The sequence below is a fragment of the Leptolyngbya sp. KIOST-1 genome, assembly GCF_000763385.1.
GTDB lineage: Bacteria > Cyanobacteriota > Cyanobacteriia > Phormidesmidales > Phormidesmidaceae > Nodosilinea.
In genome coordinates this window covers 1,166,586-1,188,313 of record NZ_JQFA01000004.1, presented here as the reverse complement: position 1 = coordinate 1,188,313, position 21,728 = coordinate 1,166,586, and the positions used below count along the sequence as shown (strand labels likewise).

The 21,728-nt window shown below is 59.1% G+C and carries 21 protein-coding genes; 10 read left to right on the top strand and 11 right to left on the bottom strand.

What is annotated here, in order from left to right:
• Window positions 1-51: 51 nt before the first annotated feature.
• A complete protein-coding gene (pyk, locus tag NF78_RS22290) occupies window positions 52-1,839 on the bottom strand; it encodes a pyruvate kinase (protein ID WP_035991737.1) in 1,788 nt (595 codons plus the stop codon).
• Between the two features lie 307 nt (window positions 1,840-2,146).
• Between pyk and crtR the strand changes: the two genes are divergently transcribed.
• The gene (gene crtR / locus NF78_RS22285) at window positions 2,147-3,034 is read left to right on the top strand and encodes a beta-carotene hydroxylase (protein WP_035991735.1); all 888 of its coding nucleotides are present in this window, start codon (window positions 2,147-2,149) and stop codon (window positions 3,032-3,034) included.
• 58 nt (window positions 3,035-3,092) lie between these two features.
• Here crtR and aroH read toward each other — a convergent pair whose 3' ends face one another.
• Together aroH and sppA are read right to left on the bottom strand one after the other, a co-directional pair.
• Window positions 3,093-3,491 carry a chorismate mutase gene (gene aroH, locus NF78_RS22280; protein ID WP_318655500.1) on the bottom strand — a complete coding sequence of 133 codons (399 nt, stop codon included), beginning with the start codon at window positions 3,489-3,491 and terminating at the stop codon, window positions 3,093-3,095.
• 216 nt (window positions 3,492-3,707) lie between these two features.
• Complete coding sequence (gene sppA / locus NF78_RS22275) at window positions 3,708-4,571, bottom strand: signal peptide peptidase SppA (protein ID WP_035991734.1); 864 nt, start codon at window positions 4,569-4,571, stop codon at window positions 3,708-3,710.
• Window positions 4,572-4,848: 277 nt separating this feature from the next.
• On the opposite strand from sppA, the gene NF78_RS22270 reads away from it, so the two are divergent.
• From NF78_RS22270 to NF78_RS22260, 3 genes are all read left to right on the top strand, one after another.
• Complete coding sequence (locus NF78_RS22270; protein ID WP_035991732.1) at window positions 4,849-5,853, top strand: DMT family transporter; 1,005 nt, start codon at window positions 4,849-4,851, stop codon at window positions 5,851-5,853.
• A 92-nt stretch (window positions 5,854-5,945) separates the two neighbouring features.
• Window positions 5,946-7,256 (top strand): peptidoglycan-binding protein, encoded by a 1,311-nt coding sequence (locus NF78_RS22265; protein ID WP_081972842.1) that lies wholly within the window; start codon window positions 5,946-5,948, stop codon window positions 7,254-7,256.
• Between the two features lie 62 nt (window positions 7,257-7,318).
• On the top strand, window positions 7,319-8,398 hold the full coding sequence (locus NF78_RS22260; protein ID WP_035991730.1) for a glycosyltransferase family 4 protein: 1,080 nt from the start codon (window positions 7,319-7,321) through the stop codon (window positions 8,396-8,398).
• A gap of 9 nt (window positions 8,399-8,407) precedes the next feature.
• On the opposite strand, the gene NF78_RS22255 is transcribed toward NF78_RS22260, so the two are convergent.
• The 3 genes from NF78_RS22255 to NF78_RS22245 form a co-directional block, all read right to left on the bottom strand.
• Window positions 8,408-9,070, bottom strand: coding sequence for a J domain-containing protein (locus tag NF78_RS22255; protein ID WP_035991728.1), 663 nt, complete (start codon window positions 9,068-9,070; stop codon window positions 8,408-8,410).
• 75 nt (window positions 9,071-9,145) lie between these two features.
• Window positions 9,146-9,781 carry an ATP-dependent Clp protease proteolytic subunit gene (locus NF78_RS22250; RefSeq protein ID WP_035991727.1) on the bottom strand — a complete coding sequence of 212 codons (636 nt, stop codon included), beginning with the start codon at window positions 9,779-9,781 and terminating at the stop codon, window positions 9,146-9,148.
• A 110-nt stretch (window positions 9,782-9,891) separates the two neighbouring features.
• A complete protein-coding gene (locus NF78_RS22245; protein ID WP_035991725.1) occupies window positions 9,892-10,575 on the bottom strand; it encodes an ATP-dependent Clp protease proteolytic subunit in 684 nt (227 codons plus the stop codon).
• A gap of 198 nt (window positions 10,576-10,773) precedes the next feature.
• Here NF78_RS22245 and NF78_RS22240 point away from each other — a divergent pair, with 198 nt between their 5' ends.
• The 5 genes from NF78_RS22240 (at window position 10,774) to NF78_RS22220 (ending at window position 15,615) form a co-directional block, all read left to right on the top strand.
• Window positions 10,774-10,956, top strand: coding sequence for a CsbD family protein (locus tag NF78_RS22240; protein WP_035991723.1), 183 nt, complete (start codon window positions 10,774-10,776; stop codon window positions 10,954-10,956).
• Between the two features lie 446 nt (window positions 10,957-11,402).
• Window positions 11,403-12,317 carry a glycosyltransferase family 2 protein gene (locus NF78_RS22235; RefSeq protein ID WP_035991721.1) on the top strand — a complete coding sequence of 305 codons (915 nt, stop codon included), beginning with the start codon at window positions 11,403-11,405 and terminating at the stop codon, window positions 12,315-12,317.
• A 238-nt stretch (window positions 12,318-12,555) separates the two neighbouring features.
• On the top strand, window positions 12,556-14,409 hold the full coding sequence (locus NF78_RS22230; protein WP_052050842.1) for an ABC transporter ATP-binding protein: 1,854 nt from the start codon (window positions 12,556-12,558) through the stop codon (window positions 14,407-14,409).
• A gap of 86 nt (window positions 14,410-14,495) precedes the next feature.
• Window positions 14,496-15,014 (top strand): EF-hand domain-containing protein, encoded by a 519-nt coding sequence (locus NF78_RS22225; RefSeq protein ID WP_225885397.1) that lies wholly within the window; start codon window positions 14,496-14,498, stop codon window positions 15,012-15,014.
• A gap of 19 nt (window positions 15,015-15,033) precedes the next feature.
• Window positions 15,034-15,615, top strand: coding sequence for a Uma2 family endonuclease (locus NF78_RS22220; RefSeq protein ID WP_035991714.1), 582 nt, complete (start codon window positions 15,034-15,036; stop codon window positions 15,613-15,615).
• 103 nt (window positions 15,616-15,718) lie between these two features.
• On the opposite strand, the gene NF78_RS22215 is transcribed toward NF78_RS22220, so the two are convergent.
• The 3 genes from NF78_RS22215 to NF78_RS22200 all read right to left on the bottom strand — a co-directional run bounded on the left by NF78_RS22215 (window position 15,719) and on the right by NF78_RS22200 (window position 17,970).
• Window positions 15,719-16,051 carry a relaxase domain-containing protein gene (locus NF78_RS22215; RefSeq protein ID WP_081972840.1) on the bottom strand — a complete coding sequence of 111 codons (333 nt, stop codon included), beginning with the start codon at window positions 16,049-16,051 and terminating at the stop codon, window positions 15,719-15,721.
• A 582-nt stretch (window positions 16,052-16,633) separates the two neighbouring features.
• Window positions 16,634-17,038: a hypothetical protein gene (locus tag NF78_RS22205; protein ID WP_035991710.1), complete on the bottom strand. Its 405-nt coding sequence runs from the start codon at window positions 17,036-17,038 to the stop codon at window positions 16,634-16,636.
• A 416-nt stretch (window positions 17,039-17,454) separates the two neighbouring features.
• Window positions 17,455-17,970, bottom strand: a complete 516-nt coding sequence (locus NF78_RS22200; RefSeq protein ID WP_035991708.1) for a MerR family transcriptional regulator — start codon at window positions 17,968-17,970, stop codon at window positions 17,455-17,457.
• A 1,129-nt stretch (window positions 17,971-19,099) separates the two neighbouring features.
• Between NF78_RS22200 and NF78_RS31475 the strand changes: the two genes are divergently transcribed.
• The gene (locus tag NF78_RS31475; protein ID WP_156119924.1) at window positions 19,100-19,273 is read left to right on the top strand and encodes a hypothetical protein; all 174 of its coding nucleotides are present in this window, start codon (window positions 19,100-19,102) and stop codon (window positions 19,271-19,273) included.
• Window positions 19,274-19,902: 629 nt separating this feature from the next.
• On the opposite strand, the gene NF78_RS22190 is transcribed toward NF78_RS31475, so the two are convergent.
• Both NF78_RS22190 and NF78_RS22185 read right to left on the bottom strand, forming a co-directional pair.
• Window positions 19,903-20,952, bottom strand: coding sequence for a YeiH family protein (locus NF78_RS22190; protein ID WP_035991704.1), 1,050 nt, complete (start codon window positions 20,950-20,952; stop codon window positions 19,903-19,905).
• 23 nt (window positions 20,953-20,975) lie between these two features.
• Window positions 20,976-21,698: a sulfite exporter TauE/SafE family protein gene (locus NF78_RS22185; RefSeq protein WP_035991702.1), complete on the bottom strand. Its 723-nt coding sequence runs from the start codon at window positions 21,696-21,698 to the stop codon at window positions 20,976-20,978.
• Window positions 21,699-21,728 lie beyond the last annotated feature (30 nt).

Sequence of the window (21,728 nt, the reverse complement as noted above, 5' to 3'; positions counted from 1 at the left end):
GTTATGGAACCCTGATTTTTGCCCCTATCCCTGCCGCCCAGGGTAAAGGCTCTACAGGCTCATGGCCGGCTCATTTTTGACCGGCCCCAGGGCCCCAGAGTAGATCAGCCCGCGGCGGGTATCGAGGGTAAGGATGCTGCCGTCGCGGATGATGCCGGTGGCATTCTTGACTCCTACAATCACCGGCACCCCCAGCCGGAGCCCAATCACCGCGGCGTGGCTGGTGGGGCTGTCGTCCTCGGTGACAATGCCCCCGGCCCTGCGAATCACATCGACGAAGTCGGCACTGGTATGGGGGACCACTAAAATTTCGCCGTCGTTAAAATCGTTGACCTCCAGGCTGGTGTGGGCCACCCGCGCCCGGCCACTCACCGAGGCTTCGCCCACCCCCACGCCGCGGCCCAGCACCGCCGTCACCACATCGACCTTGATCAGGTCGGTGGACCCGGAGACCCCCTGCAGGGTGCCCGCCGTCAGCACTACCAGGTCGCCATCGTTGAGCAGGTGCTTTTCCTGGGCGACACCCATGGCTGCCTGAAAGGTCTGGGTGCTGGAGGGTAGATCGAGCACCAGCAGGGGCCGTACTCCCCACACCAGCTGCAGCTGCCGGGCCACGTGCACGTGGGGGGTGACCGCCAAAATGGGCGTTTCAGGGCGGTACTTCGACACGTTGCGGGCCGTGGCTCCAGATTTGGTCAGGGTCATGATAGCGGCTGCGTCCAGTTGGGAGGCAATGCGGCCCACCGCCTGACTGATGGCGTTGGGGATGGAGCGCGCCCCGCTCGTGCGGCGATCGCCCAGGGTCAGCCCCTCCTGCTCGGTACAAACCGCCACCCTGGCCATGGTGGCCACCGCCTCCACCGGAAACTTGCCCACCGCCGTCTCGTTGGAGAGCATCACGGCATCGGTGCCGTCGAGAATGGCATTGGCGATGTCTGACACCTCGGCCCGAGTGGGGCGCGGGTTCGACACCATGCTGTCGAGCATCTGGGTGGCGGTAATGACCGGAATACCCAGGGAGTTGGACATGGCGATCAGCCGCTTTTGCAGAATGGGCACCTCTTCAGCGGGCAGTTCGACCCCCAGATCGCCCCGGGCCACCATCACCCCGTCTGACAGGGACAAAATGGCCTCCATCTGCTCGATCGCCTCGTGCTTCTCAATCTTGACAATCACCGGCACGTTCTTCCCGGCGGCGCTGATGATCTCCTTGATCTCCAGCACATCCTGGGGGTTGCGCACAAAGCTGAGCGCGACCCAGTCCACCCCCTGGTTGAGGCCAAACAGCAGGTCTTCCCGGTCCTTCTCGGTCAGCGCCTTCACCGACAGGTACACCCCCGGGAAGTTGACCCCTTTGTTGTTGGATAGGGTGCCGCCCACCACCACCCGGCAGTGCAGTTCCAGACTCTCCAGGTCAACCGACTCCACCCGCATTTCCACCTTGCCATCGTCGAGCAAAATGGTGGCCCCTGCCGGGACCTCCTGGGCCAGCTTGTCGTAGGTGACGCAGGCCCGCTCCTGATTGCCCACAATAATTTCGCTGGTGAGCACGAAGGGGTCGCCCTTGGCCAACACAATCGAGCCGTGCTCAAACCGGCCAAGGCGAATTTTGGGTCCCTGGAGATCTTGCAAAATGCCCACGGGCTGGTTGAGTTCAAAGGAAATTTGGCGAATCAGGCGAATGCTGCGCTGGTGGTCGTCGTGGCTGCCGTGGGAAAAGTTGAGCCGCAGGGTGGTGGCCCCAGCTTCGATCAGCGCCCGAAGCACGTCGGCATCTTGGGTAGCGGGGCCGATGGTGGCCACAATTTTGGTGCGGCGAACAGAGTTGCGCAGGGGCATAGACGACCTCTACTGAGAGTAAAACGCTACCCTGAAAACCCCCGGTTGACCCCGCAGGCTGGTAGCTGTAAAGCACAGGGATAGTAGCACGAATGCCGAGGGGCTTAACGCTTAACCCCAAAACCAGCAAGAATCTCAGCGTTTTTACGGAGGATGCGCCACAGAACAAAAAAGGCGGACAGGTATCGCTCTTTTGGTCCTGCCTCCTGCTGCTGGAACCCGGAAGCCTGAGCTGGTGTCACAAAACTTTATTATTACTGCGTCGTAACGTATACTACCGAAAACACTGGTGTAGGAGCGATGCAACATGTCGGCGGCAGCTGAGCCCCTGACGATTCGAAGAACGGTCCCCCCCGACCTCCTGAAAACGGAGGGTGGGCTGAGTCCCAATACTCTCATGTTTGTAGCCTCCGTTGGACTGATTAGTCTGTCTACGGTGGGCTATTTTTGTTGGCACTGGGCCAGCTGGTGCGTCTTTTTGATGAATGTGCTATCTCTGCACCTGTCAGGGACAGTGATTCACGACGCCAGCCACAACTCGGCTCACCGCAATCGGACTATCAATGCCCTGCTGGGGCACGGTAGCGCCCTAATCTTGGGGTTTTCGTTTCCGGTCTTCACGCGGGTGCATCTACAGCACCACGCTCACGTCAACGATCCCGAAAACGATCCCGACCATTTTGTCTCCACAGGCGGACCACTGTGGCTGATTGCGGCCCGTTTTTTCTACCACGAAATCTATTTCTTTAAGCGTCGCCTCTGGCGCAACTTGGAGCTGCTGGAGTGGTTTTTGGGCCGCTTTGCCGTGGGTCTGCTGGTCTTTACGGCCTGGCGCTTTGACTTTCTGGGCTATATCTTCAACTACTGGTTTTCGCCCGCCCTGGTGGTGGGCATTGCCCTGGGTTTGTTTTTTGACTACCTGCCCCATCGGCCCTTTCAGGAGCGCGATCGCTGGAAGAATGCCCGGGTCTACCCCAGCCCCATTCTCAACCTGCTGATCATGGGCCAGAACTACCACCTGGTGCACCACCTGTGGCCCTCGGTGCCCTGGTACAAGTACAAGCCCACCTACGAAGTGATGCAGCCGTTGCTCGACGAAAAAGGGTCGCCCCAGTCTCTGGGGCTGCTCCAGATGAAAGATTTCTTCGGGTTTCTCTACGACTTGTTTTTGGGCATTCGCCTGAAGCGGCACTGATTCTGGGTCGGGCCTACATTCCGTTAGGGGCACAGCCAGCTGTGCCCCTAACGGCTGTTTAACCGGTTACGACCAGGTCGGGGCGCAGATCACGGGCACCGCGCAGGTAGACGTGGTGAATTTTGTCGTGGAGGGCGGGAAGCTGTACGTGCATGAGAATGCGAATGCAGCAGGGCAGGCTGCCCTCCACATGCATGTGCTGGACATCCAGCAGGGCGACGTTGTCCCACTGGGGGCGCTGGCGGGCGATCGCGGCGGGGAACACCGCATCCAGGTCGCGGGTGACCGAAAAGGTGGCGCTGATGATGCAGCTGGGGTCCAGTTGGTTTCGCTCTTCGAGGGCATCGATCAGTTCAGTCACCGCCTCCCGCATCGCCCCCTCGGTGTTTTCTGGTACCGTCACTGCTCCTCGAATTGCCCACACTCGCCAGTCCACGCTGAAACCTCCAAAGGTCATTCTTCAAAGCCCCAGCAGCATCGCTACGAATGGCTAGGGCAGAGAATTGACTGCATTTTACCGCTTAATCCTACCAGGCCAGAGATCTGCCCCCTGCCCTGGGGGTTGATTCAGCGGCACACCTAAGGGTTAATCAAGCACGCCCCTCAGGGTTGATCACCCTACGCCCCTCAGGGTTGATCAAGCACGCCCCTTAGGGTTAGTCAAGCACGCCCCTTAGGGGCGATACAGCCACAGGGGCAGGCCGCTGGTGGAGCGCTCAAACTCCAGCCACTCCAGGGTGGCGTTGAGGGCGGGCACGGCCAGTTGGGGGTAGGGCAGGCCAGCAGCATCGACCAGCCCGACATTGCTGTTGCCGGGCACCAGCCGCTTCAGCAGCGGTTTTTTCTCCTCAAAGGTGATGCACTCGGTTTTTTCGGGGTCGAGGCCCACCAGTTCAGCGGCCCAGCGACGGGCCTCGTCTTCACTGCCCAGGCGATCGACCACCCCCAGCTGCAGGGCCTGTTCGCCGGTAAAAATGCGCCCGTCGGCAAAGCTGCGAACAGTGTCTTCGCTGAGGCGGCGGGCCTCGGCCACGGTTTTGACAAACTGCCCGTAGCTGACGTCGATCAGCTCCTGCAGAATGCCTTTTTCGGAGTCGGTCAGCTCGCGATCGAAGGCCAGAATATCCTTGTAGGGGCCAGACTTGATCACCTTAAACGACACCCCCACCCGGTCGAGCAGGCGCTCCAGGTTATTGCCCCGTAAGATGACGCCAATGCTGCCGGTAATGGTGCCGGGGTTGGCCATGATCTGGTCGGCCCCCATGCCGATGTAGACCCCACCCGAGGCGGAGATATTGCCAAAGCTGGCGACAATTTTGAGCTTGTCCTTGAGCCGCTGCAGGGCGGTGTAGATCTCCTGGGAGTCGCCTACGGTGCCGCCGGGGCTGTCGATGCGCAGCAGCAGCGCTGGAAAGCGCTTTTCTTCAATCTCTTTGAGCGCTTCGAGCACGCGCTTGCGGGTGGCGGCGGCAATTACGCCGGTGACCTCAATGCGGGCAATGGACTTGCGAAAACGGGGCGGAAACGGCCAAACCATAGGGGTAAAAACCAACCAAACGAAGTGAAGAGTAAACAGTAGCCAACCCCTGGGGGACTTGAGGCTAGCTTTCAATTGTAGCCAAAACCACCCCGGCCCGCGCCAGGGGCGTTTTGCGCTGCCCCTGGCGCGGGGGGAACTGACCGCACCCAGGCCCAAACTGCGTTAACATTCCTTAAAGAAAACTTTGGTCAACGCCTGATCGCCGCGATCGCCCTTTGGAAGACAGCTTAACCACGGCCCCAGGTCAACGCTTTACCCTCCTTTCCCTCCCCCTATGGATTCTGCTCCCCCCTCCACCGCCACCCGTAACCCGATTGTGCTGATTGCCCCGTTCTTTTTGTGGGGCACCGCCATGGTAGCGATGAAGGGGGCCATGCCCCACACCACTCCCTTCTTCATGGCCGGGATGCGTCTGGTGCCGGCTGGGGCGGTGGTGCTGCTGGCCAGCCTTTGCCTGGGACGAACCCAGGCCATCAGCCGGCGGGGCTGGCTGTGGATAGCGCTCTTTGCCCTGGTCGATGGCACCCTTTTTCAGGGCTTTCTGGCGGCGGGGCTGCAGCGCACCGGGGCCGGTCTGGGCTCGGTGATGATCGACTCCCAGCCCCTGGCGGTGGCGGTCATGGCGCGGGGCCTGTTTGGCGAGCACATCGGTGCCCTGGGCTGGCTTGGCCTGCTCTGGGGGATCGCGGGCATCAGTCTGCTGGGCCTGCCCGACGAGTGGATTTTTTCTCTTTTTCAGGGCGACATTACCTGGCTAACCGGGGGCACGGCCCTCAATACCCTGCTTCAGGGGGGCGAGTGGCTGATGCTGCTGGCGGCGCTGTCGATGGCGACGGGCACGATTTTGATTCGCTACGTGTGCCGTCACGCCGACCCGGTAGTGGCGACGGGCTGGCACATGGTGCTGGGCGGCCTGCCGCTATTCGGCCTCTCGGCTCTGGGGGAAGTGCAGCCCTGGCAGGGGCTGACCGGGTTTGACTGGGGCGCGATCGCCTACTCGACCCTGTTTGGCAGCGCCCTGGCCTACGGGATCTTCTTCTTTCTGGCCGCCCAGGGCAACCTCACCAGCCTCAGCGCCCTCACCTTTTTGACCCCGGTATTTGCGCTGCTGTTTGGCAACCTGTTTTTGGCCGAAACCCTGAGTTCGCTGCAGTGGCTGGGGGTGAGCTTTACCCTGATCAGCATTTACCTGATCAACCAGCGGGATGGCCTGACCCAAAAACTGCGGCAGTGGATGCTGAACTACGGGACGGGGGCCTCTTCGGTGGAGACGGACTAAGGCGTGACTGGGTGCGTGGGTCATCCCCAGCGGGGTAAGTTACTTTAGGGGCATCTGCACTGGGTAATCTTCGCCGCCAGCTATGGGCCGTTATGAACATTAGAACCCTATTGCCACCAAGTCGGCGTGGCCGCAGCGGCAGTCGTGCATTGGCCCTGGCCCTGACTGTGGGGCTGTCGGCCTGGACGGGGAAAGTGTCTCCGGCCTGGTCGTGGAGCAGCCCCTGGCCAAACCAGGGCATCCTGACCGCAGATTTGCTGGCCCAGGCCCCTGTCCCCGTTCAGTCGGATACCGCCGCACCGAACCCCTTGCTGCTGGTACCCGGTGCCGAGGGCAACGAGGTGACAATGCTCCAGCGGCAGATGCGGCTGCTGGGCCTTTACCAGGGACCGGTGGACGGGCGCTATGGGGAGGCGATGGAGGCTGCGATCGCGGCCTTTCAAACCAGAGCCGGGCTACCCGCTACGGGAGCTCTCGACCAGGCGACCTGGGAGCGCATGAGCACGCCTCAACTGCTCACCCCGGTAGACACGACCACCCCCGAGCCCCCCGTGCTGTTGCCCACGGCGGCAGCGGCCCCCGAGGAAACCCCCGCATCTACCCCTGAGCCTGCTGAGGATGCCCCTGAGCTGACTGACGCCAACCCAGAGGCTGTCCCCAGCCAAGCAGGGCGTCTGAGCTGGTGGCTGCTGGGGGGCCTGGCCCTGGTTGGCTGCCTGGGGGGTTGGCGGTGGCTGGGGAAAGGCAAAACGCGATCGCCAGCCGTGGGCTCGCTGCCACAGCATGGGGCCCCTGCCCCTAGCGACCTGGGCACAACCGACGGCGGCGATCGCTCCGCTTCACCCGATCCCCAGCCCACCGCTTCGGCCAGGGCCGATCTGCCCCTGGAGGCGACCACCCGCCTCAGCACCGGAGACATTGTCGATTCGCTGGTGCAGGACCTGGTCAGCGCCGATGGCTCAGTGCGTCGTCAGGCCATTTGGGAACTGGGCCAGCGGGGGCATTCCAATGCGATTCAGCCCCTGATCAACCGGCTTCTGGAGGCCGATTCCCAGGAGAAAAGCCTGATTCTGGCGGCCCTGGCTGAAATCAGCAGCCGCAGCCTCAAGCCCATGCACCGCGCCCTCGCCCTGGGGCTGCAGGACTCCAGCCCCGAGGTCCGCAAAAACGCCATCCGCGATCTGACCCGGATCACCGATACGGTGGTGCAGCTGAGCGCTATGCTGACCCATGCGGCGCAGGACGCGGACCCCGGCGTGCAGGAAACGGCCCAGTGGGCCTTAGCCCAGCTCAACCGCATTCCTACAGCTCCCTACCCCAGCGAACCCGCCGTTCTGGAATCGACCTACGATGGCGATCGCTCGCAACCGACCCCAGAAAGCCATCGCATTCCGCCCAGCTGACCTCGATTTGACCGGCTGATCTGCCCTTCGCCCACGCCGCCCTTCTACACCAGCCCACGCCCATGCCCACGACCCGTCGCCTACTCCTGATCTCAACTCCCGTCGGGCCGCTGGGGTCTGGCCTGGGGGGCGGCGTGGAGCTGACCTTGCAGAACCTGTGCCAGGGGCTAAGGGCGCGAGGGCACCGGGTCACGGTGGCGGCTCCGGAGGGGTCTGCTCTGGCCGGTGTGCCCGTAGTGGAAGTCGCCGGGCAGCTCCAGCCCACGGCCCACACCCAGGGGCGCAACACCCCGATCACGCTGCCTGGGGACAGCGTGCTGGGCAACCTGTGGCGCTACGCCCGGCAGCACCAGGGCGAGTTTGATTTGATCGTCAACCTGGCCTACGACTGGCTGCCCTTCTACCTGAGCGAGTTCTTTGACACGCCGGTGGCTCACTTTGTCACCATGGGGTCCCTCAGCGAGGCGATGGATGAGGCCATTCGTCAGGTGGCGCGGCAGTTTCCAGGGCGGCTGGGGGCCTACACCCGCACCCAGGCCGACACCTTTGGGGTGGCCAACACCTTTGTAATTCTGGGCAGCGCCATCGATTTAGCCCAGTACGACTTTTGCGCTTCCCCTGGGGAGGCCCTCGCCTGGATGGGGCGTATTTCTCCCGAAAAAGGGCTAGAGGACGCCCTGGAAGCCGCCGCTATGGCCCAGGTGCCGCTCAAAATTTTGGGCAAGCTGGAGGATGCCAACTACTGGCAGCGGCTCTGCGATCGCTTCCCTGAGGCCGCCGACTGCTACCTGGGCTTTTTGCCCACCGCCGAACTCCAGCAGGTGCTGCGCCAATGCCGCGCCCTGGTAATGACGCCCCGCTGGGTAGAGGCCTTTGGCAACGTGGCGATCGAGGCGCTGGCCTGCGGCGTGCCGGTAATTGCCTACGCGCGGGGCGGCCCCGCCGAAATTGTGCAGCCGGGAGTGACGGGCTGGCTGGTGCCGCCAGACGACGTGCCGGGGCTGGCAACGGCGATCGCCCGGATTGACCAGCTAGATCGCCAGGCCTGCCGCCGCCAGGCCGAAACTGACTATTCCCTCGACGCCCTGGCCGCTCGATTTGAGCAGTGGTTTGAGAGCATTATTCAAGCGTTAGAGAGGTAGCGGCAGACCCTACTGGGCCTGGGCCAGGGGCCGCTGCCGCAGATACTCGAGGCGCTGAAAGTCGTGGTGCAGCGCCTGCCGCAGCGAGCGGTTTTGGGGGTCTACCCGGCGAGCCTTCTTCAGGCAGGCTTCGGCCTTTTTGAAGTTGCCATTGTTGAGCAGGTCATGACCCCAGCGGTAGTAGGTAATGGCGTGCCACTGGCGAATTTCTGGGTCTTCGGGAAAGCGCTGCACCAGCCCCTCCACCAGGGCTACCGCGCGGGGAAAGCGCTGCCCCTGGAGCAGCGATCGCAGCTGCTTGAAGCTGTTCACCTTGAGCTGCTGGTCGGCCTCCGAGCCCCCTGGCGTAGGGCTGACCGTCAGCTCGATCTGCTGCTCCGGTTCCACCGCCTGAACCGGGGGAGCGGGGGGTGACACGGGCGGAGCGGCTGGGGGGGCGGGAGTCGGGCTGGGGGAGGGCGCGGGCCTGGCCTTGACGGGTTCGGGCGGCAGCGCATTCACCAGGGCCTGGTAGGCCTGGGTGACCTGAATAAACTTTTCCTTGGCTAGCTGGTCGCCCGGGTTGGTGTCGGGGTGGTAGAGGCGGGCCAAATTGCGATAGGCCAGCTTGACATCGCCAAAGCTGGCCCCGGTTCTCAGACCCAAGATGCGGTAGTAGTGCGCCAGCGCCATATTTCGCCAACTCTAAGCAAGAGGTACGTGTGCTGCCCCTATTCTGCCAACTGTGGACGAAAATGGCGCAGCGAATTAGATGGTCGAGGGCACCGAGGTCGCCAGTTCCTGGGTGCGCTCCTCAATCACCCGGTCGATTAGACCGTAGGCCACGGCCTCCTCGGCCGACATGAAGTAGTCGCGGTCGGTGTCCTTTTGAATTTGTTCAATCGAACGCCCGGTGTGGCGAGACATCATTTCGTTGAGTTCTTGACGCACCCGCAGAATCTCCTTGGCCTCGATCGCAATGTCGCTGGCCTGGAGGCGCTGCCGTCCGGTACCGCCCATGGGCTGGTGAATCATAATCCGCGAATGGGGCAGGGCCACCCGCTTGCCCTTGCTGCCCGCCGCCAGCAAAAACGCCCCCATAGAGGCGGCCAGGCCGAGGCAGATGGTGACCACATCAGACTTGATGTACTGCATGGTGTCGTAGATGGCCATTCCCGCCGTCACCGACCCGCCGGGGGAGTTGATGTAGAGGTAGATGGGCTTGCTGTTGTCATCGGAGTCGAGGTACAGCATGGCCGCCACAATGGAGTTGGCCAGACTGTCGGTCACCTCCTGACCGAGAAAGATAATTCGCTCCTGGTTGAGGCGAGTATAAATATCGACCCACTGGGAGTACTGGCTACCGGGGAGACGATAGGGGACTTTGGGAGTACCGATGGGCATAGTGCTCTTTTACCTAAAACGAATAACCTAAAAACGAAACCTGCCTGAAACGAAAACGGCAGAACCAGGTGAGCCAGGACCAGGGGCGATCGCGCCCCCTGGAGTCAACCCTAGACCCCAGCTCCGGCAGGGGCTGGCAGCTCTTTGCGGCTGGCCAACACGCGGTCAATAATGCCGTACTCCTTGGCTTCTTCGGGGTTCATGTAGAACATGCGATCGGAGTCGCGCATCACCTGCTCCAGGCTCTTGCCGGTGCTCTTGGCGAGGATGTCCATCATCGATCGCTTGTTGTCGAGCACTTCCTTAGCCCGAATCTCGATGTCGGTGGCCTGGCCCTGGGCCCCACTGCGGGGCTGGTTGAGCACGATGCGGGCGTGGGGCAAACTGGCCCGGTAACCCTTGGTACCCGCCGCCAGAATCACCGCCGCCGACCCCATGGCCTGACCGATGCAAATGGTGTGCACCGGGGGCTTGATGTAGTTCATGGTGTCGCAGATGGCAAAGGCTTCGGTGTCGTAGCCGATCATGTTGCCGTCGTACCAGGAGGTGCCGGTGGAGTTGATGTAGAAGAAAATGGGCTTGTCGGGGTCGTCAAACTGCAAGAAGAGCAGCTGGGCGATGATCAGCTCGGTGACGTCGATGCCCACCTGCTGCTTGATATCATCCCCCGAGAACAGGGGCAGACCCAGATAGACAATCCGCTCCTTCAGCAGCAGCGACGGTAGGTCTGGGGGTGGCGTGCGGTACATTGCATCGCCATACGGTGCCTGCACGGCTTTAATCTCTAAACTCATAGGACCGAAGACGCCCAAATTACGGGTTTTTAACAGTGTAACGCGGGATTGAGCCGGGTTTGCGGTCACCCCCAAGGCGGATATCCCCACCTGAATCTCTACCCAAAAGCAGAGCCCGGCTTAGGTCTCACTGCAGGTGCTCGATAGATGGGTCTAGCCCTACGGTAGGGGAGGATTTGCGTTTAAGGACTTTTTCCTATGGCTATCGAAGATCGCGCTAAAGCTACCGCCCAGAACATTGAGGGCAAAATGCAGGCTGCTGCCGCTGAACTGACGGGCGACACCAGGGGCAAGGCCGAGGGTGAGGCCAAGCAGGCCCAGGCCCAGGCCACCCACGCTAAAGAGGACGTCAAGGACGCCCTGAAGGACGCGATTGACTAAACCGCTGTCCCCCAGAGTATGTCATCAATTGTGGCCCAAAGCTCGGTATATCAAGCTTTGCCACGCCCCATCCAAACGACAGGCTAGGGGTTGCGACCCTTAACTACTGGGCGTTTGGCAGCTGATTGATGACAGCCCCTGGCCCTGCCTAGAGCACGATAGCCGTCACGGCTACCCGCACAGGCAGGCTAACCGACTGAGCAACGGATCAATCTTACTCACTCACGAGAGGGCAGCCGATGGCTGCCTTTTTTTTCCACGATGCTTGGGCGTGGCTGAATCGAGACATGAATTTGAGAGGGACTGAGCGGCCGTAAGGGCTGCGTAAAGATCTGCTGACACAATGGTTGACGATCGCGGGGTTGGGTAAATTTCAGTTTAAAGACCCGAGTTGGGTTCCCTAGAGCAGGGAGAGTTCCTGTCTACCGCTGGGATGTGTCGCGCCTATGTTCACTATTTTTATCCTGACCCACAACGAAGAGCGGGATATCGCGGCCTGCATAGAGTCGGCCCTGCTCTCCGATGACGTGATTGTGGTGGACTCCTGCAGCAGCGATCGCACCCGCGCGATCGCCACCCAGTATCCGGTGCGTTTTGTCGAGCACCCCTTCGCCAGCCACGGCCAGCAGCGCACTTGGATGCTGCAAAACCTGCCCTGCCGCCACGACTGGGCCTACATTCTCGAAGCCGACGAGCGCATGACGCCGGAGCTATTTGCCGAGTGCCTGGCGGCGATCGCCCAGGGCGACCGGGTGGGCTATTACGTGGCCGAACGAGTCATGTTCATGGGCCGCTGGATTCGCCGCAGCACCCAGTTTCCCCGCTACCAGCTGAGGCTGCTGCGCCGGGACAGGGTGTGGTTTGACGACTACGGCCACACTGAGCGCGAGGTCGTGGATGGCCCCACCGACTTTTTGCGCGAGACCTACCCCCACTACACCTGCAGCAAAGGCCTCAGCCGCTGGATCGACAAGCACAACCGCTACTCCACCGACGAGGCGGCAGAAACCCTGCGCCAGTTGCAAAGCGGCAGGGTGGACTGGCAAGCCCTCCTTTGGGGCAAATCTGAAGTCGAGCGCCGCCGTGCCCTCAAAGATCTCTCGCTGCGGCTGCCCCTGCGGCCCCTGGCCCGCTGGCTCTATATGATGTTTATCCTGGGCGGCTGGCGCGACGGGCGGGCGGGGCTGGCCTGGTGTACTCTCCAAGCGTTTTACGAGTATTTAATTGTGCTCAAAGTGCGGGAGCTAAATCACCCCGAGTACCTGACCGGCGTGCAGCCGGAGCACCCAAGGGGCGAGGCTGCCTCTGTGGACGACACCGTCGCTGTTGCGACCAGGATAGGTGTACCGCCATTGCCTTAGCCACCCAAAATTTGAAACGTAAGCAGCCTTGGCAATTGGGCTGAGCTACTGTTTTGTTTGGATTCCGCAGAACCAGAGCGCACCATTCGCGCCGAATTTCAGGTCTCTCCAGCAGTTTTTGCTCAAAATAGGCCGTTGTTTTCAGGGCAAGTCCCTACCCCAATCATGCAGTAACACCTTCACCTCCACACTCACCCACTCACCCACTCACCCACTCACCAAACGCTATCGTAGAAAAATGAGTGAGTACCGGGTAAAACGGGTTGCGCCCCCCAAGAAAAAGGCGTCATGGCGCAATTTGGGCGAATCGCTGGGGATGTACCGCTATGGGCAGCGGGCAATTCAGCTGGTGTGGCAAACTGACTGGCGGTTAACGGTGGCCCTGGGACTGCTGACACTGGTGGCGGGGCTACTCCCGGCGGCGATCGCCTACGTGGGCAAGCTAATCGTCGATGCAGTCGTGGTGGCGGCCCAGTCGGGGCTGGCGGCGGATCGGCAGATGGCGCTGCTGTACCTGGCCCTGGAGGCGGGGCTGGTGGCGGCGTTGGCGGGGGCGCGCCAGGGGCTGGGGCTGTGCCAGTCGCTGCTGCGGGTGCTGCTGGGCCAGCGGGTCAACGTGATGATCCTGGAAAAGGCCCAGACCCTGCCCCTGACCTACTTTGAAGATTCTGAGTTCTACGACAAGCTGACCCAGGCGCGGCGGGAGGCCTCCCAGCGACCGCTGAGCATGGTCACGCGCACCTTTGGCATTGTGCAAGATGGGCTGTCGCTGGTCACCTTTGGCGGGCTGCTGCTGCAATTTTCGGGCTGGGCGGTGGCGCTGCTGGCCGTGGCCACCCTGCCCGCCTTTATTGCCGAGACCCAGTTTGCCGGGGAAGCCTTTCGCCTGTTTAAGTGGCGATCGCCCGAAACCCGCCAGCAGGTCTACCTGGAGGCACTGCTGGCCCGAGAGGACTTTGCCAAGGAGGTGAAGCTGTTTGGCCTGGGGCCGCTGCTGATGCAGCGCTACGAGGATATTTTTCACCGGCTCTACGCCGAAGACCGCAGCCTGACGGTGCGCCGCAGCGGCTGGAGCTACGGGCTGGGGCTACTGAGTACGGCGTCGTTTTACCTGGCCTACGGCTGGATTGTACTGGAGGCGATCGCGGGTCGCATTTCCCTGGGCGAACTGACTATGTACCTGACGGTGTTTCGCCAGGGGCAGACTACCTTTGCCGGCTCCCTGACGGCGATCGGCGGCATGTACGAAGACGGGCTGTACCTGGCCAACCTCTACGAGTTTTTGGAACAGCCGGTGCCCGCCGAGACGGGGACAGCGGTGCGCGGTCTGGACCCCGGCGACGGGCTCAGGTTTGAGGGGGTGTCATTTACCTATCCCGGCAGCGATCGCCTGGCGCTGGAGGGGGTCTCCTTTCACCTCAAGCCGGGGCAAAAGCTGGCGATCGTGGGGGAAAATGGCTCCGGCAAAACGACGCTAATCAAGCTGCTCACCCGGCTGTACAGCCCCAGCACGGGCCGCATTCTGCTGGACGGGCGCGACCTGCAGGAGTGGGACAGCGAGGTGCTGCAGCGGCGCATCGGCGTAATTTTCCAAGACTTTGTCCGCTACCAGTTCAAGGTGGGGGAAAACATCGGTGTCGGCGATGTCTCCGACTTTGAGGATGCCCAGCGCTGGCAGACCGCCGCTGCCAAGGGCACCGCCACCGAGTTCATCGAGAGCCTGCCGGAGGGCTACGACACCCAGTTGGGTAAATGGTTCTTTGGCGGCCAGGAACTTTCCGGCGGCCAGTGGCAGAAGATCGCCCTCTCCCGCGCTTTTATGCGTACCCAGGCCGACATTCTGGTGCTCGACGAGCCCACCTCCGCCATGGATGCCGAGGCCGAGACCCGCCTGTTTGAACAATTCCGCGAGGCCACCCAAAACCAGATGGCGATTCTAATTTCCCACCGCTTTTCGACCGTGCGGCGGGCCGACAACATCATCGTGCTGGCCAACGGCAGACTGATCGAGCAGGGCAGCCATGAGGACCTGCTCAATCAGGATGGTCGCTACGCCCGCTTGTTTACGATGCAAGCGGCGGGGTACTTGTAGGTGAAAGTGCTATAGGCTATGACTGTAGCGGCATTGGCAGGGTAGAGGGAAGGACAGGTATGTTAACCGACTTGCAACAGCGCAAATTGACCAAGCTTTTTAGCATGTACGACTCTGACTACACCGGAGTGCTGGTCAAAAAAGACTTCGAGCTGATGTTCAAAAAGCTCTCTACCCTGCGCAACTGGTCGCTGCGATCGCCCCGCTGCCTAATCTTGCAAGACAAGCTCATGCGAAAATGGCAGGGGCTAGAGAAAAAAGCCGACACCGCCCACAACCATCAAGTTTCCCGCGACGAATGGCTGGCCTATTACGACGACAGCCTATCTGATACCGAGCCCCGCGCAGACGACATTCTCAGCCTGATGGAAACCATCTTCGATGTCTTTGACCAGGACGAAGACGGCAAAGTTAACCAGGAGGAATGGGGGCAGCTGCTGGCCGCCTTTAATGAGTCGCCGGTCTACGCGCCCCTGGTATTTCCAGCCCTCGACACCGATGGCGATGGCTGGCTGACCAAGGTCGAGTTTTTGCAGCACTTCAGCGATTTTTGCTGTAGCGATGATGCTAACCACCCGGCCAACGCCATGTTTGGGCCTTACTAATCAACGGGAGCACGTACCGATGAACCAAGCCCTCTCGACAGAAACCCAGCTTTTGACCTTTGAGGACTATCTGCGCCACGACGATGGTACCGATACCCGCTACGAGTTGGTAAATGGAGTGCTGGTGGAAATGCCCCCAGAATCAGAAGAAAACAACGACATTGGCCGAAAGCTGCTGTTTGAACTGGCGAAGCATATATCCATCGCCCTCTTGGCCCACAAAGATACAGAGATTGAAGTCACCGGACGCCGCGCCACGGGCCGCATCCCAGACTTGCTGGTGCATACCGAAGCGTCGAAGGCCGCCGTAGCGGGGGCGACCCGTGCCACGATCACCCGCGATATGCCGCCCCCGGCCCTGGTGGTGGAGGTGGTCAGCCCCGGCCAGGCCAATCGCGAACGAGACTACCGCTACAAACACACGGAATATGCGGCGCGCGGTATTGCAGAATACTGGATTGTTGACCCAGAAACTCGGCAGGTGACGCTGTGTCTGTGGGTGAATGGGCAGTACGAAGACCGGGTTTACAGCGGGGCAGAACCGCTGCAATCTACGGTTGTGCCAGAATTTGGGCTGACGGCGGCAACGATTTTTGAGTGAGTGGGAAGGTGTCGCGCTTCCTGCGGATAGCTTCACTAACGTATTGGCGTTAACATCCCCCGCATGGGTAAAACCACCACATGAGAGTATAATCGCGCTGTGGCTATGGCGTTGCCGCTGCTTGCATTGGCTCACCGGGCAAACTGACTTCTATAGCCGGAGTGGTCACAGTTTGGCTGTAATGCTCTACCGTGATGCCCACCGGGCGGCCTGCTTCGTCCTGCTGCACCAGAGCCGCAATGCTGGCGCTTTTGGGCGCACTAAACGTAAAATCTGTTGCCGCCCGCCGCTTTTTTGGGTCAACCACTTTCCCCATCAGCGATCGCCCGTCCGGAGCTTGCCCAGAAAGCATTTGGCTGAACTCCTGCTGATTGACAACTCTATCCAAGTGGCCTCTCCGCGAAGCCCCCGAGAGGGGCGCAGCATCCTGATACACCTGATCCTAAATCGAAGCATCAGCCCTTGATCAGCTTCAATACAAAGTGTCACGAAGAACTTGGGATATTTTCAGCACAAGCGTTAAAAGCCAGGAAAGAGAACGATTTTTCACATTCCCTTCTGTAACCTTGCAAGGCAAGAAGATGTATCAGGCTCAATCTTTAGGTGGATGCCAGCCCACTGAAACCCAGCGTTTTCTGGCTGCTAGGATGGCTCCGTTATTCATCTGCAAAGCCAAAACCGTAGCCCGTCCTACAGTGGAAATGCCTTCGACTCTAGTGCCGTCGTCGCTCCAGGCAAAATGCTGGTGCCAGTCCTGAAGCCTGGGATTGAAAAGTGGCTCGGTTTGCTGGGTAAGTAAATCTTGGCCTGTTGTCGAATCGCCCTTGAATTCATTGCAGGATCGACAGGCCAAGCAAACATTTTCAAAGCAGGTTTCGCCACCTTTTGAGCGGGGGGTGGATGTGATCAAAGGCCATCCGAATGCCGCTCAGGGCCTCGCTGGTTTTGCAATAGCAGCAACGATCGCGATCGCACGCTCGAACCCGATTTCGCAGGTCTACAGAAATATAGCTGGCCATCAAGCTTCTGGCAAAATCGAATGCCCGCGCCAGCGCAGCAAAACCGCTGCTTGGGCCTTGCAGAGCATAAATTGCTCTGCCCCTTTCCTCAGAGCGGTTAGCTCGTTTTGGTCAGCCGCTGTCAGACTGTCGTTCTGATTGCGATCCAGCAGTTCGTCGTACCGCTCTAGTTCGGCTTCAGATCGTTGGCTACGGGCAACCCTCCACAGCGCATCATCATCCAGCCGATCTAGGGCAGCTAATGCAGATTGAAACTCCGGTGGCACATCATCCCAAGGGGGTGGGCTACCAATTTGCAGTGCCCTGAGGATAATTTCGTTCAGAGGGCGCTGCGTTGCCTCAGCAGTATTTACCAGTCGCTGGTGAATATGCTCTGGAATATCAAGGGTGACGGTAGCTGTCATCGGTGCGCTGAACTATGAGAGGCTTAAGCTCGGATCCGAACGGGAAGATTCCAATTTTAACTAGAGCTGGACGAGGGAGCACATTAGGTGAGATTAGGGGGGCCTCAAATTTGTGAAATTGGTAGCCCCGTAGTGCTTGTCGATCATCTTAGCGCTGGTGCCTGTCCAGCGGCTGTCCTGGACCAAAAACGACCTAATTCCCCCAACTGGCACACAGGCAAAACCTCGAAGTCTGCTGTAGTGCAGCCCCAGCCCCATTGGAGAATGGGAACCGACTTAACCCCGGTCATACAGGTTCTGAGCCTCCCTAGGGCGTAGTGAATGGTTGCCGTCCCACGCAACTATGCCAGGAGATTTCGCTGGTACATGTGTATTAAAAGTTTCAATGATCCGAAAAGAACTTGTGCCCATAGAAGTCAAGCTGGCTTCGCTTTAGCCCTAACCTTAAAGCTTTCAAAATCAATTACGTTTGAATTCTGAGCCGTTTCCCAGATCTCATTGACGATATCTACAAGGGCAGGAATCACAATTAATGCAAACTGACCTGCCTGGCCTGTCTTGCTAGCAACAGTCAATGCCGCAATGTGCTGTCCTAGATCGGTCATATCCGATCTGACCCAAAATACTTCGTTATCGACCACAACTAGCTTCTTATCCTTGAGGCAGTCATCGTAGCCAGATTGATTCAAAAACTCAACTATCTTTCTGACAGTTTGAAGCGACACATTATCTTCCCTGAGATTCTTAATCGCCTTTATCTCAAGCAGTTGCTCCCAGGAAAATATAACGACTGGCTTTCTGCTGATACCTATCCGCTCAGGGATAACAAGCCCCACTTTTTCAAGGTAAGACAGCCGACTTGAAGTGCACTGAGTCAGTTTTAGGGTTTCTTGTCGGGTAAAACCATTAAGCCCAATATCTCGCCTAGCCATAAAGCCTCACACACTCTTACGGCTATCTTTAAACCTTACTATTGTAGCACTGGAACAACTGTGCTCAAAAACGTAATAATTCTAAATACTTGTTTTGAAGTAGTGAGTTCTCCAATATGCTCCATTTGGAGAACGTTAGGCTGCAATGGCAGCGTCTGCTACAAGGCAGGCAACTCGTTCTTTCTTTAGGAGCACTAACGATGACTATTCAAGTCGCGTTCAGACTAAGACCAGCTACGTTCGCGTAGGCGGTCGCCTGATCCCGGTACGGATCAGGACAACCACGACAACCCAGCGAAATGGCTCAAAGGTATCGTGGTCAGTTCGTAGCCAAGTTTATTAAGGAGAAAATTCCTGTGGCTAAAAAGGTGACAGGCCGCCAAGCGGCTTCAAATGCATCGAAAGTCCTTAGGGACAAAAAATCCAGCAAGGCAGAGCGGTCTGCTGCTGGATCAGCGCTGTCTCAGCGCGAGAAACGCAAGAAGAAGTAAATGCTTCTCTAATTCGATTTAACTCTCCCACCAGTTGCCGCTGGTGGGTTTCTTTATCCGTTCCTACGGCCTCAACAATTTTATAACCCTCTCCATTGGAGAAACAATGTAACAATTGCCCTGTGTGCTTGCACGGGGCAATCGCTACAATGTATGCCAGGAGGCGGACTTGAACCGCCGACACGAGGATTTTCAGTCCTCAACAGATGCTTGCTGTGCAAGGGTTTCAGGCTTTTCTTTGGACGATTCCCCCAATATTCCCCCAATGGCCAATAAATTGGGTTACTTCGGCTATTGATGGACAAGATTAGACATGGCTGCATCTATCAGGCGAAGGCCCATACTCTAGAGTCATTCAAACCCAAGAGTTGGATTCGGTTAAGACTGCCTCCTGAAGGTAGCTAATTTACAAATGGTTCCTGAGGTCAGTTCTTAAGCCACTACCGACACTCCGGCAATTATTCCGAGGCAGATGGTTGATGTGCCAGCAGTACCTGGCACTGGCGGAGGCTTCGCTCAAGGATGCTAAGGACTACGAGACCCTCTACACCCGTTACAGCGACAACCCAACGTCTGCCCAGGGATTGGATCAGGAGGTGGCTAGGTCCGCGCTACAGACTGGTAAGGCTCCCCGATAGGTGATTCAACTGCTGGCCCAAGGGCCATTTACTCAACAGCAGATTTTGGGATTGTCTGACGCGGAGAAGAAAGAGGCCCTGCTCAAGCTGCTCCAGTACGCTCAGAAGACAGTGGACAGCCTTCAGCAGCAGCGGTATCTGGAATACGCCTGCTCTGTGACGGGGAAAATCTAGAGCTACCCCGACCTCTACCGGGACTATGTGAGCAGCGATCTGACCGCAATTCAGCTTGATCAGAAGGTGACGGCGGTGGCACTGGGAGCGGGGGAATCGAGGGAGGCTGTGGCGGCACTGCTGCACCAGGGGCGGTATGCCCGGTTTCAGCAAGATTTGCAGGGGGTGGCCCCCCCACGATTGAGCAGTATGCCCGAGGGACGGGGGCCCAGGTGCAGGCAATCCAGGCGCTCCAGGTGGGGCAGTCGAGGCGGATACCGACTTGCACCAGGGGTATGGGAACGTAGTGAATGATTGAACGACGATTAGGGAAGTATTAGACGCTGGCGGAGTTCTGCACCTGCACACAGACTTACTAGCGATTTGCCGATCAGATTGACCTGTTTCCCATATGGCCCCCAGCACAAGCGCGATATCTGGGCGTCCACCGAACGGCGGACCCCAACGCAGTATCGTCCTGATTGGTCATTACTCCACCAGATGCTGCTCAATTTGCCACAGCTGATCTACCGTGAGCCACTTGGGCTGAAACCTAAGCAGATCGATGCGGTAGTCCGGGTCGATGTCCTGCAGCACATCAAAGGCCTTCCATGACTCATCAAACTTCTCCCAATAGACCAGAGTATTGATCAGTTGATTTGAAAAATCATCACCAAGCTGAACAAAGCTAAAAACAACCAGGATAGTCCGGCCAAGTATATTGGTTTGGGGCCTAGCTGGTTCAGGCTGGTAAGGTTGGTTTCTAGCCCCATGGCGGCCAAAGATAGGCACAGCAGAAACTGATTGCTGTTGAGAACTATGACCTTGAGGGCTGGTGCCATCAGATCTAGACTATTAACCACTACCAAAACACAAAAGAATAGAACAAACCAGGGAACGGCAACGGGCCGAGAGGGTTGTCCTGGTTGGCCAAGGCGATTGGTTTGCCAGCCCAGACCGACAATAATAGGTACTATTAGCAGCACCCGCGATAGTTTAGTAATAGTGGCGATCTCACCACTGAGATCGCCGTTTTGAAAGGCGGTGGCAATCACCTGGGCTACCTCATGCACCGAGGCACCGCACCAGATGCCAAAGGCTTGGGGGCTCAGCTGTAGCAGCGTACCCACCAGGGGGTAGATCAGCATAGCCAGGGTGCCAAAGCCGGTAATGGTGGCGATCGCGTAGGTCATATCCTCCTCAGAACCTTCTACTACGGCATTGGTGGCCACGACTGCTGAAGCCCCACAGATCGAAGTACCCGCCGCAATCAGTTGGGTCAAACGGGGGTTAACGCCCAACCGCTTGCCTAACCAGCAGGTCAGGTAAAAGGTGCTGACTGTGCCCACAGTCACCAGACCCAGCCCCCCTGGCCCCACTGCCACCACTTCCGCCAGACTTAGCCGCAAACCGAGCAAGATTACTGCCAGGCGCAGCACCCGCTTCATCGCAAATTTGATGCCGGGGCGATAGGTCGCAGGGACAGCTCCCCACTGTCGCCAGCCGATGCCCAAGAGCACGGCAAGCAGCAGTGGATTGAGGGTATGGAGATCAGTCAGCCGATCTAACCCCAGGGCCATTCCAGCAATCAGGGTAGTCAGTAGCAGACCTGGCCCAATCGACAGGCATTGAGTTTTCCAATCAGCAGTGACCAGGCCCAGACAAGACACCCCAGGCTCAGGCTTAGACGATAGTTTCATAGGTAAAAACCGTTTATTTGGTATCAGGCCACCAGCGCCAGTACCGCCACCGTGAGCAAAAGACCCATGACAAAGCGGCGAAAAAGTATTTCATCAACCCGCTTAAAGCACAGCTGCCCCAGCAAGAGGCCCCCGGCAAACGCGGGTACAAAGCGAAGGAACAGCAGACCCACCGCTGCCGACATCATGCCACTGACCCAATAAGCTCCCAGGGCCACAAGCTGAGTTAACGCGAAAAATACGATGAAGTTGGCCCGGTTAGCAGCGGCGGGGTTGCTGCTCGACATTTGGTAGAGCACAATGGGCGGGCCACCAATGCCGGCCAGGCCAGTTAAAAAACCGCTCAGAGCACCGACTCCAGACGCAAAGGCCAGGTGGGGGCGAGTATAGCGGCCTTTGCCGGTCAGCAGTAGCAGCACAAAGCCCAAAATCAGCCCGCCAATAATGCGCCGCATCAGGGTTGGCTCTAGCAGGGCCAAAAAATGTGCCCCCACCGGCACCATCACTATGGCGCTAAGCACCAGGGGCAAGACCTCTTTCCACCGGGTTTTTTGAACGGCTTCGAGTACCAATCCAGCCCCAGCCGCCATTTCTAGCAGCACAACGGTGGCGACGACCAACTGTGGGTCGAACAGTAAACTCAGGGCCGGAGCCAGAATTAACCCCGAGCCAAAACCAGAGAAGCCTCGGGTAAAGCCTGCGATCGCCACCACCCCCAGACTTATTAGCCAGATCTCAATGCCCATGGGCGCGTATCCTGCCAGTACAAATAGTAG